Genomic DNA, 17,629 nt, shown 5'->3' with positions numbered 1-17,629 from the left:
GATTACTGCCTTTAAAAAACTTTAAATAGAACCACTATTTATACGTTTTTCAGCGTTGTACTCACAAAAAATAATGAAGAATTAATTATCATTTATTTTTGACTTAGTACTTAAGTCAAAAATAAATCATAGTATGAGATAATTTTGAACAGGTACTTATTAGATATTAATTGTGTACTATAAAAACAACCAGCAATTGTAGTTTATCGAAGGTCTTTGGAGGAAGACCGTTTATTTGATCAACTGACACCACGAGCATGAAACATTTTTTATTTTTGACCTGTGTACTCTTTTATTCTTTTCAATTATACTCCAAATCCATTGATCCAATTAATGGTGTACCTATTATTACCAAAATTCCATCGTCTATCTATAGTGCAGGTTCTCAAAATTGGTCAATCACCCAAGGAGGAAGAGGGTACATGTATTTTGCAAACAATTTTGGGTTATTAGAGTTTGACGGAAAGAATTGGAACACCTATAAACTGAACCAAGCCAATAGTAATTTGCTTTGTGTAAAGGCTATTGATAAACGCATTTATGTGGGAGGTCAAAAAGAGTTTGGCTATTTTGAAGCAGATTCGCTCAACAGATTGCAATACAACTCTCTGTCAGAGGATTTGCCCCATGATATTGAATTTGATGAGGTATGGAACATCTATAGTGGCAAAGAAGGAGAAATCTACTTTATCTCACACGATTTTATTTTCTATTACGATCACAGCAGAGTGACAGCCATCCAAACCAAAGAAGCCACCCGTTATTCCTTTTTCATTGATGAATTCATTTATTCTTCAAGTGCTGAATTTGGAATTGAAAAATTTATACCGCTTTCTCAACAACGTATTCTACTTACAAACGCAAATTTTCTAAAAGGGAAAAATATCAGAAAAGTTTTAGAATATTCATCGACCAAAAGGCTGATTTTTACATTAGAAGGAGAAATTTATAAAGAAGAAAATAATGTTATTGCACCTGTTGCTAAAAACTTATGGGCGGAATTAAAGAATGCCATGATCAACACGGCGTTGGTTTTGCCGGAAAAAAGAATTGCCATTGGGACACAAAATGCTGGAATTTATATTATCTCTGATGATGGAGAAAAGCAAGATCATATTGTAACAGATCAGGGCTTGACGGATATAATTGTTTATGACCTTTTCATTGACAAGCAAGACAATTTATGGGTAGCTCATCGCAATGGATTATCTTACATAGAGTTAGAATCTCCTTTCAGAATGCTCAATAAGTTTGCTGGAATTGAAGGGGGAGGATACACCGCCTGCAAAGATAATGGGAAAGTCTATTTAGGAACTTCAAATGGCTTGTATGAAAGTCATTACAAAGGAGGCACTTTTATGTATCACTCCGTAAAAGGAGGTAGAGGACAATCTTATTTTGTAGACAAAATCAATGGGCAAGTATTTTATGGACAGCATCTGGGGTTATACAGTATTCAAAGTGGAGAAAGCAAGTTGGTGAATGATAAAATTGGAGCTTGGAATTTGGTCGCAATTGATGAAGAAAAATACTTGCAAGGTGCCTACAACGGTCTATTCATCTTAAAGAAAACAAACAAGGGTTGGACAAGAGAAAAACTAAAAGGTTTTCATGAGTCCTCTCGATTAATGTCATTGAACAAAAAGACCAATACACTTTGGATTAGTCATGGTTTTAAAGGGGTATATAGGCTTAAAATTGATTTTACTACAAATGAAATTACAGAGTTAAAGCATTACGGACAGTCTGATGGATTTTATAGTAATGTTTTAATTAACCTCTTTAAAATCAATGGAGAACTTGTGTTCTGTGGTGAAAGGGGAATTTTTATTTATGATGAAGAGAATGACAAATTTAAACTTCACGGTCTTTACACTAAGCTTTTAGGAACGAATGAAAGGGTGTCTGCGATGACCAATGATTATGCGGGAAATATCTATTTTATTCAAAATGGGAAAGTAGGAATGATCAAGAATATTTTGAGTAATTCACCGATTATTGAAAGAAATATTTTTGGCAGGGTCAATCATTTGGTCAGTGATGATTTGGAACAGATCATACCCATTGATAAAGACCATGTGTTGATCACAGCGAAGGAGGGTTTTATTGATTTTAACCCAAGATACCAAAGATCGTTTATTGAAAAAGTACCACTTTCGATTATCTCATTCAATAGTTCTGATGGATTGGAAAGCCATAATGAATACAATCCTCAGCAAAAGAAAAAAAGTATTGAGATTCCTTATGAAAGAAACACCATCAATGTTGAGTTTGTGGCTTCGTATTATGATGGAATGCATTTCAATGAATATGAAACTTATCTCCAAGGATTTGATAAACAGCCCAATGAATGGACAAAAAGCAACCATGTGAAATACACTAACCTCAAAGAAGGCAATTATACCCTGATGGTGAAAGGCAAGAATATTTATGGAGAGGAAAGCACTGTGACCAGTATACAGTTTACGGTTCTTCCTCCTTGGAGCAGGAGTATTTATGCCTACATTTTATATGTGCTGTTGGTTGCACTGTTGATTACCGTTTTATTCCTTGCTTCAAGGTGGTCTTTCTTGAATAAGGTGAAAAGCCTTTTAGGAGAAAAACAATTGCAGTTGCATAATAAAGACATTGAAATTCAAGTGTTGAAGGAAAAGCAATTAAAGCAGGACCTTGAACATAAGAATAAGGAATTGGCGCTGAGTACTGTGCATTTGACACAACGGAATGAGTTGTTGAGTAATTTGAAAGAGGACCTTCAGAAGATTCTGGAAAGAATCAATAAGGGAAATTTCTCTAAAGTGCGTACTTATGATTCATTGGAGGTCATTATCAAGAAAATTGGTAAAGATATTAATGATGAAAAAGAATGGTCCCGCTTTGAAGAACATTTCAACTTATTACACAGTGATTTCTTCAAAATCTTAAAACAGCAACATCCAGCACTCAATACACAGGAATTGAAAATCTGTGCTTATATCCGTATGAATATGTCTTCAAAAGAAATGGCGACAGCTTTAAATATTTCTTTAAGAGGAGTTGAGACTTCACGTTATCGTCTGAGGAAAAAACTGAACTTAGACAGGCATGAAAATCTTACTGATTTTATAGAGAATATCACCAAGTAGGGGCGGTCCCAATTGACCGCCCAAAACAAAGAATTCAAAGCACTTGATTTTGAGTGCTATAATAATTCTGTAAATAATGGAAAGCAGGTTGAAGTACAGAGTCGAACACCTCATCATCATCCATTGGAAGGTAGACTTTTGAAGCTTCTACTTTCCCTTGCCCTTTCAATAAATAATGATAATTGGCTTTGTGCTTCACCAAATCAAATAGATTGGAGATGATATGATTTTCTGACTTACAAACTTGATGGGTGGGTATATTGATGAAAATATCTTTCAGTTCTTCATTTTGCATCAATTCATTATATAAAACCAATAGTGCTACTTGCTCATAAAGTGTTCCTTTACCCATTTTCCAAAAGGCGTCAGGGTGCTCATCTTCTAAACTATTATTGATTGAAAAATCAGTTTTAGTGTCAATTCCAAGTTGCTTATAAAGAGCATCAATTTGAAACGGCAGGTTATATTTTGCCAATTGTTTTTTGGTGATTTCTCCCAGAGTTACCTCTTTTTTCATCTGAGCAGTGAGTAATAAAAGGGGAAAGACAGCCTTTTGAAATTGAGGGCTCTGACTAATTCTTTTATGAATACCTTTAGCCGTTGAAGCTCCAATAAAGTGGTTGGAAGTAATTAATTCTGCCCCAAATCGATTGTCTTTGATATTTCGGATACCTCCAGAACGAAGAACCTGCTCCTCATCCCAAAGCAATAATTTCAACCTTGGACTATCGGTGAGCTTATTTCTGAAAGCATTCATTTTTTGTAGATGCCTTAACGATAAAGCTTCTCCATTTGGACCTTTGGCTTCATTATCACCAAAAACACCTTCCCAATGATTACTGCTTCCCCAAAGCGGTTTTGGGTGACGCTCTCCATGACACCTGAAACATTCCTGTGGAGCATCGTGTATTTTGATTTTTGATTGAGAAAAATCGACTTGGAAAAGCTCCCAGTTTCCAGTTTCCTCGTTTAATTCAATCCCGTCTACTTTTTGATAGGTGGGGTCATCCAGTTTTGAACTGATATTGAAAAGTAAATGTCCGTCTTCTCCAAACATTACAATACGAGGGTAATCCAAATTAGATTCACCTAGTGCTTTTGTGTGTTCTACCATTGAGAAGTTTTTGCGGTAGACATCAGGTAATTTGAGCATGAAATCTTCTACGGTGGAAATTTCTTTTTCATCAACCCACCGCCTTATATCACTTAAATGCACCTGTTCTTGGTTGTTGTATTTTTCATTGTCGAGAATACAATCTTCCGCTAGTTCTCCTTGATTGGTATTTTTTTGAATTTGACAACTGCCCATTTGAAGGGCGATCAATATTGGTAGTAATAATTCCTTTTTCATACTTCAATCTAATTCAATTAGGATCAAAAAAAGACCGACTAAAAGCATGAAAAGTAATGACGTAATTATTTTTAAAGCCTATGAGGTTGATAAAAAATAAAATTCTTTGGAGTAAGAATGAATTAATTTTTGGGTGGTTTAAATGTTTGATAAATAGTGTTTTGTGTATTGTTAAGCGTATATATGAAGTATTGAAATGATACGGAGAACGAATTGAAAATAAAATTATGACGTAGCATAAAATTTAGTATCCCCATTTCAAGCTACTTATTTCGTGTATCTCAAACATAAAATAGAAATGAAATGAAAACAGTTAATTTAATTCTACTACTACTATTCTCAATGCTTATTTCAGGGTGTGTAACGGACCATCAAGAAGAGGTAAATGAAACAGCCTCTAATTATAGAGTAAGCTGTCCTCCATCTCACCCTTATGTGGCATGTGATCAGTGTTGGGAAAGCCAAGCACAAGCACAATCAGCAGGATGTACAGACACTGGTACTGCAGATGAAACAGAGTCTGGATCTGAGGATACAGCAGCTTCTGGCAATTGCCCTGCTTCTCATCCTTATGAAGCGTGTGGACAATGCTGGGCAGATCAAGTGCAAGCTTTTAGTGGTGGATGTACTGAGACACCTTCAGAAGAAGATAATAATGAAGGAAGCGGTAACTTAAATCCAAACAACACAACATGTGTTACACCTGTAGGAAATGGCAACGATGGATGCTTGAACTCTGATGGTTATTTTGTATCACGTGATGGAGTGGTAAGTGATCCGGAAAACGCCCGTTTGGCTATTTTGGATATCGAAATCAATTTAGGAATTGATATTGATGATCAGTTCATCGAAATGTGCGGTTACCAAGGAACAGTACCTTCAATCAATCCAACAATCACAGCTTCAGATGCTAAGATTTACTTTAAAGCATTGATTGGTGAAGAAAAAGCACAATGGCTGATTGAAGATTTGGATACAAACGGTGATGGTATCTTGACAAGAAATGAAGCAAGTCAAGCTAAAGGTTCAGATCCAAGACAAGTATTAAGAACTGGGTTTGGTGAAGAAAACGGTTTAGCAACAGATGATATTCTTGCTTACATCGGTCTTTATTTAGGGGATGGTGCAATAGACAAGTACGCAGGAGATCTATTGCCAGAAGTACAAGACAACTTAGCTAAATTCACTAGAACTTGGCAACCAGAAGTAATGAATTCGAATGGACGATATAAGAACTAACTACTCCTCATACTTTTACACGGTCATGAATTAGTTTTGACAAACAGGCAATGACCTGAACGAAATTCACAATCTATGAAATTCCCTAATTGTTATGCAATTGGGGAATTTTTTTTGCTGAAAATTTGGATATATCATATTAATGTTCTAATGTTGTAGTGTAATAGTTAATTAGTACACTAAATAATTAATAAAATGATCAACATAAATAATCTGACTTTCGGGTATTCTCGAAGAAAAATATTATACGATAACCTCGATTTAGAATTAAAAGAGGGCAATATATATGGTTTATTAGGGGAGAACGGTGCAGGTAAATCAACACTTCTGATGTTGATTGCAGGGTTAAAAAGACCACATTATGGCACAGTAAACGTAGGAGGGCACTATGCTTCAGACGCATCGCCGGAGTTTTTGAGAGAGGTTTTCTTTATTCCAGAAGAAATGACTTTCCCAAATATTTCAATTGAGAGTTATGTAGGTGTACTAGCGCCATTCTATCCAAAGTTTGACCGTACTGCTTTTTTTGAAATGATTGCAGAGTTTGGTTTAACACCAGATATGACCCTTCATAATATGTCATACGGACAAAAGAAAAAAGCATTAATCTCTTTAGGGTTGGCAAGTAATACAAGATTGCTTTTGATGGATGAACCTACAAACGGTTTGGATATTCCTTCAAAAAGTCAGTTCAGAAAATTAGTAGCAAAATACATGTCAGACGATAGAGTATTCTTGATTTCTACGCATCAAGTGAGGGATTTAGAGAGTTTAATTGATCCAATCGTTATCGTGGACAGCGGAAAGGTGGTATTCAATGAGACATTAGACAGCATTACAGAAAAATTACTATTTACAACTGCAGATAAGGTATTGAGTGAAGATGTAATTTATGAGGAGAAAGGAATCGCAGAAGATAAGGTAGTGGCCAGGAATACTACAGGAGATATCAGCAGAGTGAATCTTGAACTATTATTTAATGCCGTATTAAGTGAGAAATCTGAAATGGTTTCTGCATTGTCAAATTAATTAAAACCTTACAATTATCATGGAAACTAAATTTAACCTCAAAAGAATCTCTTATCTTTTAAAGTACGAGTTAGTATTACTAAAGCAACCATTATTATTAGGAATTTTAGGTGTAGTAGCTTTCATCTTAGCCATCAGTGCAATGGCAAGCAGTATTGAGCCAAGAGGATTGGTGAGAGTAGATACAATGAAAACTATTTATACATTAATCTTCTCATTTGGAGGAGCAATCATTACAAGTTTTTCATTCCACAGAGTTTCTACAAAAGGAGGAGCCATGAATTACTTGTCATTGCCAGCCTCTAGAGAAGAGAAGTTTTTGGTGATCTTTTTAAGCACAGCCCTTGCTTATCCTCTAGGTGTTTCAATTTTATTTGTAGCAGGACAACTACTGGCCAAAGCTGGATGGATGATGACAGGTGGAGAATTCCAAATGTATAATCCTTTTGCAATAACGGATGCAAATACAATCAAGTATGCTACATTAAGCTACTTATCAATGCACGGATTTTATTTCTTAGGGTCCATTTTATTCAAGAAATATTCATTCTTAAAGTCCACAGTAGCCTTCTTTGTGATCTCATTTTTGACATGGTTAGTGCTGTTCATTGTGTTTGTTCTAATAGCAGGATCATTGGAGAACCCAGATATGTTATCATTCCAGATCAATGATGAAGTGATGCTTCAGAAAGTAGGTTATATCGGCCAGCTCATTGTGGTTGTCTTCTTTGTAGGCTTATGGGGATTGTCGTTTTTGAAATTTAAAAAGAAGGAGGTTTAATATGGAATTTACTAGCAATAAAGCTATTTATCTACAAATTATGGATCTCATTTGCGAAAAGGTATTAAAGGGAACTTGGGGAGAAGGAGAGAAGATTCCTTCCGTAAGACAGTTGGCCGTAGAGTTGGAAGTCAATCCCAACACAGTGGCAAGATCTTACTCCTCTCTTCAAGATGACGGAATAATCTTCAACAAAAGAGGAATAGGCTACTTTATCTCAGAAGAAGCCTCCAAAATGGTACAAAACGTAGAGAAATCAGCTTTCATGAAAGAAGATGTACCAACGTTTTTCAAGAAGATTCAATTATTAGGAATCTCTTGGTCAGAACTATCAGATTTATACCATCAATATGAAAAACAATAGGTTTTCTACTAGTGTCAAATAACGAAAACATTGTGTCAAATTAAGTTTAAGTGTCAAATTAAAAACTAACTCACTATCAAGGCCTGCCCATATTGAAAATGGGTAGGCTATTCAAAAGAAATTAAAATAAATATTCAAAGAAGAAATCTGACTTATTCAATAAGAAACAAATAGTAACTAAATCAGTTATTATCTATGAAGCATAAAAATAAATATAGCAATAATGATTAACACCTCACAGACGATGTTTGTGGGGTGTTTGTTTTTTAGATTGATTAGTTCTTTTAGTTTGGAAAGTACCGAACTAACTATATATTTGTGTAAAATATTTACAAAAACATGGAGAATCGAGAGGACATATCAAAAGCAATGTCAATTTTAATTGAAGAGCAAGGGGTTTTATTTGAAAAAAGTTATAAACTATCACCTGTAGCTGCCCGTGTGCTATCTGTACTGGTAATCAATGGTAGTAAAGGAGTTACATTTGATTTTCTTATAGAAATTGTATCGGCAAGCAAAGCAACTATTTCATCTTCTTTGAAAACTTTATCTGATCGAAAGATGATCAGTTATTTTACTAAGCCAGGTGATAGAAAAAGATACTTCACCATTAATAAAACCTTTTTTATCTCACTTCTTGAAGAGGAGGCCGAAAAATCCAGAAGGTCATTAGCAATGCATGAGAAGATCAATGAATTTAAAAAGTTATCCAATACATTACTTGAAGATGATGAAAAATTTGAAATGCCAAACTCCGAGCCTTCACTCTACGCAAGGTACTTACATGGCATGATAAATAACCTCGATTCATTCATCAAAGACTTAAAGAAGTATCACTCGTTAGAAGAATAAATTAACAACAAAACCAAAATGAATTTTAAAAACCAATTAATCTTTGTTGCCATTGCAGTAATGATCTTTACCTCTTGTGGATCAGAACAGCAAAAACAACAACAATCTAAATCGTTAGACTTAAAAACAGAATCTTTAGGAATAACTAAAGTTGAGATAAAGCAACAATATGCCGCAAGTATCGAAGGTGTACAAAATATTGAAATACGTCCTCAAACCTCAGGTTTTATAGAAAGTTGCAATATCATTGAAGGACAAGAGGTAAAGAAAGGACAGGTACTTTTCACCATCAATAGTGAAAATCAAAAGCAATCACTAAGAGCTGCAGAGGCACTCGTTTTAGTTGCTGAATCTAATGTTGAAAAAGCACAGTTAGAGATTTCACAAGTTAAACCACTTGTAGAGAAAGGTATTATTGGCGAGGTAGAATTAGCGACTAAAAGAAGTAACCTGTCTGCGGCAATTGCTCAGTTAGAAAAATCTAAAGCTGATCGTAAAAATGCTAAAGAGAATTTGTCGTATACTATTGTCCGTAGTCCGGTGAATGGTGTGGTCGGTGATCTTCCCTATAAACTAGGATCATTGGTAAGCAGTCAAACACCAATGCCATTGACAACTGTAACAGATATAAGTAGTGTATATGCCTTCTTTACTCAAACTGAAAAGGAGCTTCTAGAATTAAACAGAGGTACACGAGGTATGAGTCAAGAAGAACGGCTGAAAGTAATGCCTGATGTTTCTTTGATGTTGTCTGATGGTATAATGTATGAGCATTCAGGTAGAGTTGTAGCAATCAATGGCCTTGTAAACCCTAGAACTGGCAGTGTGAGCTATAAAGCAGAGTTTCCAAATCCTGACAAACTGATACGAACAGGTAGTAGTGGTATTATTAAAATCCCATCAGCCATTGAAAAAGCTATTCTTGTTCCTCAGGCTGCAACTTATGAACTACAAGGCAAACTATTCGTTTATGTACTTGACCAAGAAAACAAAGCATCTTCTAGAGAGATAAAAGTAAACAGTTTAAAATACGAAGATAAGTACATTGTTGAGGCAGGAGTTAAACCTGGTGATAAGATTGTAGCAGAGGGAATAATAAAGGTGCATGATGGCATTATGATTAACTAATAGCTTCTAAAACTTACCAATTAAAATGATGTGTTTTAAAATACATCAAAAAGCTAAAAACTCATTAATCAAATTATTACAAAAGAAAATGATTCAAAAATTTATAGAACGCCCTGTTCTATCGACAGTGATATCCATTATTATCTGTCTATTAGGATATATGGGAGTCGTAGGGCTTCCTATTGAACAATTTCCTGATATTGCACCTCCAACAGTAACAGTTGAGGCTACTTATGCAGGTGCAAACTCAGAGACAATTCTAAAAAGTGTTGTCACCCCAATTGAAGAGGCAATTAACGGTGTGGAAGGTATGAGTTATGTAAGCTCTACTTCCAGCAACTCCGGAAAAGCAAAAATCAGTGTCTATTTTGAATTAGGTACAGACCCTGATATTGCAGCGGTGAATGTGCAGAACCGTGTTGCTAAAGTCACTAATAAACTACCGCAAGTTGTTGTTCAGACAGGTGTTGAAACCAAGAAAGTACAGAATAGTATTTTAATGTTTGCCTCTGTCTATTCTACAAACCCTGATCTTGATGACAACTTCCTTGATAACTATGCTAAAATTAATATTATTCCAATTCTTCAAAGAATTAATGGTGTAGCAGATGTTGACGCTTTTGGTATGCGTGACTATTCAATGAGAATATGGTTAAAGCCTGATAAAATGGCAACTTATGGTTTGTTACCTGCGGATGTAGCAAAAGCTATTCAAGATCAAAATATTGAAGCGGCACCAGGTAAGTTTGGTGAAAACTCTCATGAGGTCTTTGAGTATACCATCCGTTATAAAGGGACATTGACACAAGAGGAGGAGTATAGAAATATTATTATCCGAGCAGAGGGAAATGGTGACTTTCTTCGTCTAAAAGACATCGCTGATATTGAATTGGGAGCTTTTAGTTATATCTCCAATAATGTTACAGAGGGGTATCCTTCTGTTGCTTTCTCCGTAAAGCAGACTGCAGGTTCCAATGCCAATGATATTATTATTGAATTGGTAGATGCATTGGAAGAAGCCTCTAAGGATTTCCCTCCAGGTGTTGAGTATGTGATCCCCATGAATACTAAAGATTTCTTGGATGAATCTATTAGTCAGGTATTGATCACCCTCGTGATTGCTTTTATCTTGGTATTTTTAGTGGTACTTGTATTTTTACAGGATTTCAGAGCTACATTAATACCGTCCATTGCAGTACCTGTAGCCATTATTGGTACTTTCTTCTTCCTGAAAACATTTGGGTTTTCAATAAATATGTTGACCATGTTTGCCATGGTATTAGCCATCGGTATCGTTGTAGATAATGCCATTGTGGTGGTAGAAGCAGTCTATGTGAAACTCGATGAAGGGATTGAAAGTTCGCGTAAAGCATCTGTTATGGCTATGAAAGAGATTACTGGAGCAATTATCTCAGGAACATTAGTTTTAGCTGCAGTGTTTCTTCCAGTTACGTTCCTTGAAGGGCCTACAGGACTTTTCTATAGTCAAATTGCAATTACTCTAACAATAGCTGTCATTATCTCAGCGGTAAATGCACTCACATTAAGTCCTGCATTATGTGCACTTTTCTTGAAACCAATAAAAGATCGTAAGACTAAAAATCACAAAAGTATAGTTGTAAAGTTAGGTGATGGATTTAATAGTGTTTTTGATAAGATCACTGACAGTTATGTAAATACTATTGACTCCTTTATGAAACGTATTTGGATTCCTATAGGATTCTTGATTGCCTGTACAGTAGCTTCTGTATGGTTTTTCAGTACCACACCTACAGGTTTTATCCCTGCGGAAGATCAAGGTTCTATCTACTGCGATATTGAGTTACCAGAAGGGTCTACTCTTGAACGTACAACGGAGGTAGTAGAAGAGCTTGATCATATTATCTCTCAAATGGATGTGGTGGACACTCGAATGGTCATCAATGGATTTAGTTTGATGAATGGAACCAATGGTTCGTCCAAAGCTTTTATTGTTGTTAAACTTAAGCCATGGAGCCAACGTACTACAGCTGATACACAGGTTGGAGCAGTTGTTAAACAGTTATATGGTAAAGTAACTCATATTAAAGAAGCTAATATCTTATTCTTCACTCCCCCTACCGTTCGTGGATTTGGTAACAGTTCTGGGTTTGAATGCCAGTTGCAAGATAGAACAGGTGGTGATTTGAAAAACATGGAAGCAAAACTGCAAGAGTTTTTAATGAACTTGAATCAACGCCCTGAAATTGCTTATGCAGTATCTTCGTTTTCAACAAAATATCCACAATACGAGATGACCGTTAATGTGGAGAAAACAAAAGAAGCAGGTATTGATGTTAATACTATCTTCAATACAATGCAAGCCTATTTTGGTAGTCAATACATATCAGATTTCAACCGTTTTGGCAAGCAGTACCGTATCGTAATTCAAGCTAAACCTGAAGAACGTGCTACAACAAATGCATTAAATAACATCTACATTCGTAACAATCAGAACGAATCAGTGGCTATTAGCCAGTTTGTTGCACTTACAAAAACAAATGGCCCCGACTTGGTTGAAAGATTTAACCTCTTTAACTCTGCCAAGGTGATGGGAGCTGCCGCCCCAGGATACAGTTCAGGCGATGCTATTCGTGCCATCGAAGAAGTGAGTGAGTCCCTGCCTTCTGGTTTTAGTTATGAATATTCAGGAATGACGCGTGAAGAGCGTAAATCAGGTAGTGAATCAGTGATAGTATTTATGCTCAGTTTAATTTTTGTTTACTTCCTTCTTTCGGCACAGTACGAAAGTTTCCTCATTCCATTTGCAGTCATTCTATCCCTTCCTGTCGGGATATTTGGTGCTTTGATGTTCATCAATATCTTTGGTATAGATAATAACATCTACTTTCAAGTGGCACTGATCATGCTTATTGGCCTACTAGGAAAAAATGCCATTCTTATTGTGGAATATGCTCTTCAAAACCGACATAATGGACAACAACTTGTTCAAGCTGGTATAGAAGCAGCACGTATGCGTCTTCGTCCAATTATTATGACATCATTTACTTGTGTGCTTGGTCTAATTCCTTTGATGGTTGCCACTGGGGCAGGAGCTTTGGGTAACCGTTCTATTGGTACAGGTGCTGTAGGAGGAATGTTGATCGGAACTGTTCTAGGCGTCTTCGTAATTCCAGCATTATTTGTAATTTTCCAATCACTTCAAGAGCGTTTACAAGGTGGAATAAAACACATCTCTAAACAACTTATTGATAAGAAGGAAACTGAAATTGATGAACAGCTGATGATACAGCTCGATTAATCCACAAATGTGTAGCGAATATTGTGTTCCGAGTTTTGGTTAAAACTAAACGAGTTGAAAATTAATTATCCAGATCGAACTGATTTTCCATCGAGCTTAGCATAAAACTCTACTCTAAGGCACAATATTCAACACTTACTATTCAAAATAATTATAATGAAATCAACTCTATATATATTATTAATCATGATGTTCTCGTCATGTTTAGTAACCAAAAAATATAAGCCGCAAGAGAGTAATCTTTCAGATGCTTATAGAGGGATGTCACTTAAGGATACAACTTCAATTGCAGCAATGCCTTGGAGGTCTTTTTTTAATGATGACAATCTAAAAGCCTTAATCGATGAGGCACTTGAAAATAACTTTGACCTATTGATTGGGTATAAACGTGTAGTTGCTGCCGAAGCTATGTTTAAGCAGGGAAAAGCAGAGTATTTTCCATCGTTAGCTGTGAATGCAGAGGCAGCGTCTACAACCTTCTCTAACTTAACACCTATTTTTGCAGGAGCATCCTTTGAGCAGTATACCATGCAAGGGAGTATTGGATGGGAGCCTGACCTATGGGGACGAATTACGGCTAACAAAAATGCCATAAAAGCTTCTTTATCTCAATCTCAAGAAGATGTAAAATCAATCCAAACGGCCTTGATCGCTAATCTTTCGTCTGCCTATTACCAACTTGTAAAGACAGATGCTCAAATAGAGTTAGTCAAGGAAACCATTAAGAACAGAGAAGAAAGTCTAATGGTGATGATGGAATTAAAAAAGAGCGGTCGTGTGAATGAAGCTGGAGTGATGCAAACAAAAGCACAACTCCATGCAACGGAGGCATTATTAATAGACTTTGAGCAAATACAAAAACTCCTTGAGAACACCATCAATTTGATGCTAGGGCGAGATTATACCGAAATAGCACGGTCTCCTTTGAATGTGATTGAGCTGAACCACGAACTTCAAACAGGAGTACCCGCTCAGTTACTTGCTAATCGTCCTGATGTTCGTGCCGCAGAGTTTGGTTTAATGCAAGCCTTTGAGCAAACCAATATTTCACGTGCCAATATGTATCCTAGCATTACTATTGGTATAGGAGGAGGTCTTCAGGCACAGAACATTTCAGATCTATTTTCCACTAATGCATTTTTGTGGAATGCCGCTGCTGGTTTGACACAACCCATCTTTAATAAACGACGCAATCGTACAGCATTAGAGATCTCCAAAGCACAACAAGAGCAGGCAACATTTTATTTTCAAAAATCTCTAATTGTAGCCTCAACCGAAGTGTCAGATGCGTTAATTGGCTATGACACCGCCACTAGAAAGTACCTTGTAAAAGAGGAGGAGTTAGATGCCTTAAATAAAGCAGTTTCCCACTCGGAGGCTCTTCTAACAAATGGTTATGGAACTTACCTTGAGGTGTTAATTGCCAGAGACTCCGAATTATCATCTCAAATAAGTTTAATGGATATAAAAGTAGAGAGATTAACCTCAATGATATCATTATACCAAGCCCTTGGAGGAGGTTGGAGATAATCCATTAATTCTTCAAAGAATACGGTATTTTTGATGACATTTAGACTGGTTTAATCGAAGTACTCTACCAAAATTTCTATAAATAATTTTTGGTAGAGTATTTCGATTATTGATGTATTGCTTTCCGTTGGCCTTAAAAGAAATTGAAAGTAACTTCAACTAGGGCATATTGGGAGTACGATAGTTAACCTATAAGTTCATTAAAGATTAATGTAGTACCAAGTATGAGCCGTAAAGGCAATTACTAGGATAATACAGTAGATGAAAGCATCTTTAAAATCCTAAAATTAGAAATGGTTGATCATGAATATTATTACTCTTTCGAACAGGCTAGAATTGACATCTTTGAATTTATTGAGGTCACCACTGATTCTAAGCATAATCAACCAATAGCGGATAACCTTTTAGGTAGGAATTTTCACGAAAATAGACTTGGTAAGAAATGGGTTTCAGATATCACTTATATAAGAGTAAGTGATAAATGGGCTTACCTGACTACCATGATTGATCTGGCAGATCGTAAGGTTATTGGTTGGTCATTGAGTGAAGATATGACCACAGAAAATACAGTCTTAAAAGCATGGGTAAATGCTAGAAATAATAGAGATATTGAAGAAGGTTTTTTGCTACATTCAGATAGAGGAGTTCAATATAGCATTCTGCTATTTACTTCTATTTTATCAGAGAACCCAACTTCAAAACAAAGTATGAGTCGAAAGGGAGATTGTTGGGATAATGCTGTGGCTGAAAGTTTCTTTAAAAGTATCAAATACGAATACCTTTATCGATTTAATTTTCAATCAATTGAACACTTAAATAAAGAAGTGACCAAATATATCTATTGGAACAATAATAAAAGACTTCATTCAGCTTTAGGTTATAAAACACCTGCTGAAAAAGAAAATGAATTAAAATTTATGAATTTAGAGAGGGTAGCTTAAAATTTGTATCCTTTTTGGTTGCTATTCCAGCTTATTAATGGTAGAAAATGGAGTCCATTATATAGTCGAAGTGATGCTATCATCATAGGAAGGGCTTGGCAAAATCAAGCAATAGGAAGTGGTCTTTTGGGAATAACAACAGGTTTTAGTTCTCTGATATATGAATTTAATTATAAATAAATGAATAGAAAATATCTAGAAAATGATTTAAAAATGTTTATTGAGAGTTTGATAAACATAAATGTTGATCATAAAACAGTTTTTATTGATGATTTAGGAATAGATGGATTAGATGCTTATATTTTTATGAGTGAATTAAGTAAGAGATATTCTATAAACCTTACTTCATTTGACCCAGATGATTATTTTGAACAAGAATCTGATCTATTTAATATATTATTATTATGGAATAAGTGTTTTAATAAGAAGCCAAAAAAGCAATTTTCGTTTCAACACATAATAAGGGTGATTGAGAAAGGGGAATGGTTTGATCCTCCAATGATTTAAGTTTTTTTACCTAACTTCCGCATCAGGACACCCGTAGCTAGAAATTAAATAAATCTCTACAGGACGAATATCTGAGGGAGGAAAATTAGCTTGGAATATTGCGGCAATTGCAGGAGGAGCTATTGCGGCTAGTCAATTTTCAAATCCTGTTGGATTAGTATATGCAGGTTTTGATAACTTTTACCCTGGTGGTACAGAAGCGATGTATTTTGAAGTTAAAGATGCCATGTCAGTTCAATGGGAATCAGGGATGAAATTAAATGTTCATTATCATAATAATGGTGGTGTATTACAAAATTATTGAAGACAAATTAAAACACAATAAGAATGAGAATTTTAGATTTAATGTTCTTAGGACAATATATATTTAGTGAATTTTTAGGTAGTATTGAGCCTAAAAGTCAAAAAGAAAAAATTAAAAATGTGATCTTTTTACATAGTTTTAGTGTTACATTACTAATTTCATCATTTTATGTATATTTTCAATTTTATATTTTTGAAGAACCTCAGTATGAAATAGCGTTAATCTTTGAAATAGTAATATTTTATATTTTTTATAAATTCAACTCAAATCGATATTTAAAATATTACAAAGCTGATCCATTAATTAAATATGGGTATAAACAAAAAAAAATAATTAAATTTTTATATGTGTTGCTAGGTTTATCACCTTATCCGATGTCTATTTTTTTTACGATATTTTTTTAGAAAATCTCCTATTGTTCTGGCTGTTAAGCGATAGCTTCACCCCCACTGTTCGTGGTGTTAAGCGACAGCATCACTGCGAACTTGCTTTTTGAATAGGTTTGCAAATTATAACTAAAAAACAAACACACTCTTCTATCTACTGACACTATTTGCACAGAACCGCTCAAAGGAAATGCTCTTCCAATAGAATAATGCAGAGAATGATTTTGGAAAAGATTCTAATGAAATAAGACTTACTGCAAACCATTATGCACAATTGGGTTCAATGACAGAAGTAAATAATGCAATTCAGTTTTTAACAGACTATGCAACACAGAATAATTTAAACTATAGCGAAGATGAAATACTTTCTGTTGTTATCATGTCGTTATTTACAAATAGTCATGTGCGAGATATTGAATTTAAATTAAATCAAAATATTCCTAATGATGCTCAAACTTTTTATAATAATACAATTGAAAAATTTGGCGGAATTCTTCAAATATTCAGGGTTCGAGAAAATATAAATAAGAATGATTAATTTGAAAATAAACAAGTTTCTATTTTACATACTATTCTCTTTTTTTTGTACCAAAATTTATGGTCAGGTTGATAGAATTAAATTAAGTTTTCCGATTATTGGTTTGGAAGCGTTTGATACTCAAATTGAAGTTTCTTGCAGTTTAGGGATAAGTTCTAATTATGCGGGACATCTTTTTATTAATTCAGATAGTATACCAATTGATGATGCTTTTTTCTTTAGAGATATTTTAGCCCAAGTAAATAAGATAAAAAACGATACAATTTGTGTGTAT

14 protein-coding genes and 1 pseudogene are annotated in these 17,629 nt (G+C 34.9%); 14 read left to right on the top strand and 1 reads right to left on the bottom strand.

All coding sequences use genetic code 11. The annotated features are described in order from the left end of the window. The first annotated feature begins 257 nt into the window (after positions 1–257). Entirely contained in the window at positions 258–3,125 is a 2,868-nt protein-coding gene (locus tag AVL50_RS12245; protein ID WP_062616786.1) for a triple tyrosine motif-containing protein, read from the top strand. 34 nt (positions 3,126–3,159) lie between these two features. Here the strand turns inward: AVL50_RS12245 and AVL50_RS12240 are convergent, their stop codons facing one another. Next, positions 3,160–4,476 (bottom strand): hypothetical protein, encoded by a 1,317-nt coding sequence (locus tag AVL50_RS12240; RefSeq protein WP_062616785.1) that lies wholly within the window; start codon positions 4,474–4,476, stop codon positions 3,160–3,162. Positions 4,477–4,779: 303 nt separating this feature from the next. Here AVL50_RS12240 and AVL50_RS12235 point away from each other — a divergent pair, with 303 nt between their 5' ends. The 13 genes and pseudogenes from AVL50_RS12235 to AVL50_RS33515 form a co-directional block, all read left to right on the top strand. Further along, positions 4,780–5,715 (top strand): hypothetical protein, encoded by a 936-nt coding sequence (locus AVL50_RS12235; protein ID WP_157491311.1) that lies wholly within the window; start codon positions 4,780–4,782, stop codon positions 5,713–5,715. A 195-nt stretch (positions 5,716–5,910) separates the two neighbouring features. After that, positions 5,911–6,744, top strand: a complete 834-nt coding sequence (locus AVL50_RS12230; protein WP_062616783.1) for an ATP-binding cassette domain-containing protein — start codon at positions 5,911–5,913, stop codon at positions 6,742–6,744. A gap of 19 nt (positions 6,745–6,763) precedes the next feature. Further along, positions 6,764–7,525 carry a hypothetical protein gene (locus AVL50_RS12225; RefSeq protein ID WP_062616782.1) on the top strand — a complete coding sequence of 254 codons (762 nt, stop codon included), beginning with the start codon at positions 6,764–6,766 and terminating at the stop codon, positions 7,523–7,525. A 40-nt stretch (positions 7,526–7,565) separates the two neighbouring features. Beyond that, the gene (locus AVL50_RS12220) at positions 7,566–7,889 is read left to right on the top strand and encodes a GntR family transcriptional regulator (RefSeq protein ID WP_253764278.1); all 324 of its coding nucleotides are present in this window, start codon (positions 7,566–7,568) and stop codon (positions 7,887–7,889) included. Between the two features lie 339 nt (positions 7,890–8,228). After that, positions 8,229–8,741 carry a GbsR/MarR family transcriptional regulator gene (locus AVL50_RS12215; RefSeq protein WP_062616780.1) on the top strand — a complete coding sequence of 171 codons (513 nt, stop codon included), beginning with the start codon at positions 8,229–8,231 and terminating at the stop codon, positions 8,739–8,741. A gap of 18 nt (positions 8,742–8,759) precedes the next feature. Continuing rightward, positions 8,760–9,869, top strand: a complete 1,110-nt coding sequence (locus tag AVL50_RS12210) for an efflux RND transporter periplasmic adaptor subunit (protein ID WP_062616779.1) — start codon at positions 8,760–8,762, stop codon at positions 9,867–9,869. Between the two features lie 88 nt (positions 9,870–9,957). Continuing rightward, positions 9,958–13,149 carry an efflux RND transporter permease subunit gene (locus AVL50_RS12205; RefSeq protein WP_062616787.1) on the top strand — a complete coding sequence of 1,064 codons (3,192 nt, stop codon included), beginning with the start codon at positions 9,958–9,960 and terminating at the stop codon, positions 13,147–13,149. 186 nt (positions 13,150–13,335) lie between these two features. Further along, positions 13,336–14,679: an efflux transporter outer membrane subunit gene (locus AVL50_RS12200; protein WP_172826827.1), complete on the top strand. Its 1,344-nt coding sequence runs from the start codon at positions 13,336–13,338 to the stop codon at positions 14,677–14,679. A gap of 359 nt (positions 14,680–15,038) precedes the next feature. Further along, positions 15,039–15,620: pseudogene (locus AVL50_RS12195) on the top strand (IS3 family transposase); the annotation flags it as partial. 180 nt (positions 15,621–15,800) lie between these two features. Then, positions 15,801–16,127, top strand: a complete 327-nt coding sequence (locus AVL50_RS12190; protein WP_062616776.1) for a DUF1493 family protein — start codon at positions 15,801–15,803, stop codon at positions 16,125–16,127. Positions 16,128–16,454: 327 nt separating this feature from the next. Further along, a complete protein-coding gene (locus tag AVL50_RS12185) occupies positions 16,455–16,835 on the top strand; it encodes a hypothetical protein (RefSeq protein ID WP_062616775.1) in 381 nt (126 codons plus the stop codon). A 265-nt stretch (positions 16,836–17,100) separates the two neighbouring features. Further along, on the top strand, positions 17,101–17,355 hold the full coding sequence (locus AVL50_RS12180; RefSeq protein ID WP_062616774.1) for a hypothetical protein: 255 nt from the start codon (positions 17,101–17,103) through the stop codon (positions 17,353–17,355). Then, the coding region (locus tag AVL50_RS33515) for a hypothetical protein (protein WP_216639044.1) at positions 17,348–17,629 on the top strand (282 nt) is incomplete at its 3' end. The genes AVL50_RS12180 and AVL50_RS33515, both read left to right, overlap by 8 nt.

Source organism: Flammeovirga sp. SJP92, from assembly GCF_001583495.1.
GTDB lineage: Bacteria > Bacteroidota > Bacteroidia > Cytophagales > Flammeovirgaceae > Flammeovirga.
This window is presented reverse-complemented; position numbering and strand designations above follow the sequence as displayed.

What these genes read in the sequence shown, in the direction of transcription:
- AVL50_RS12245 (WP_062616786.1), top strand. Translation starts at nt 258, where the DNA reads ATGAAACATTTTTTATTTTTGACCTGTGTACTCTTTTATTCTTTTCAA.
- AVL50_RS12240 (WP_062616785.1), bottom strand. Translation starts at nt 4,476, where the DNA reads ATGAAAAAGGAATTATTACTACCAATATTGATCGCCCTTCAAATGGGC.
- AVL50_RS12235 (WP_157491311.1), top strand. Translation starts at nt 4,780, where the DNA reads ATGAAAACAGTTAATTTAATTCTACTACTACTATTCTCAATGCTTATT.
- AVL50_RS12230 (WP_062616783.1), top strand. Translation starts at nt 5,911, where the DNA reads ATGATCAACATAAATAATCTGACTTTCGGGTATTCTCGAAGAAAAATA.
- AVL50_RS12225 (WP_062616782.1), top strand. Translation starts at nt 6,764, where the DNA reads ATGGAAACTAAATTTAACCTCAAAAGAATCTCTTATCTTTTAAAGTAC.
- AVL50_RS12220 (WP_253764278.1), top strand. Translation starts at nt 7,566, where the DNA reads ATGGATCTCATTTGCGAAAAGGTATTAAAGGGAACTTGGGGAGAAGGA.
- AVL50_RS12215 (WP_062616780.1), top strand. Translation starts at nt 8,229, where the DNA reads ATGGAGAATCGAGAGGACATATCAAAAGCAATGTCAATTTTAATTGAA.
- AVL50_RS12210 (WP_062616779.1), top strand. Translation starts at nt 8,760, where the DNA reads ATGAATTTTAAAAACCAATTAATCTTTGTTGCCATTGCAGTAATGATC.
- AVL50_RS12205 (WP_062616787.1), top strand. Translation starts at nt 9,958, where the DNA reads ATGATTCAAAAATTTATAGAACGCCCTGTTCTATCGACAGTGATATCC.
- AVL50_RS12200 (WP_172826827.1), top strand. Translation starts at nt 13,336, where the DNA reads ATGATGTTCTCGTCATGTTTAGTAACCAAAAAATATAAGCCGCAAGAG.
- AVL50_RS12190 (WP_062616776.1), top strand. Translation starts at nt 15,801, where the DNA reads ATGAATAGAAAATATCTAGAAAATGATTTAAAAATGTTTATTGAGAGT.
- AVL50_RS12185 (WP_062616775.1), top strand. Translation starts at nt 16,455, where the DNA reads ATGAGAATTTTAGATTTAATGTTCTTAGGACAATATATATTTAGTGAA.
- AVL50_RS12180 (WP_062616774.1), top strand. Translation starts at nt 17,101, where the DNA reads ATGACAGAAGTAAATAATGCAATTCAGTTTTTAACAGACTATGCAACA.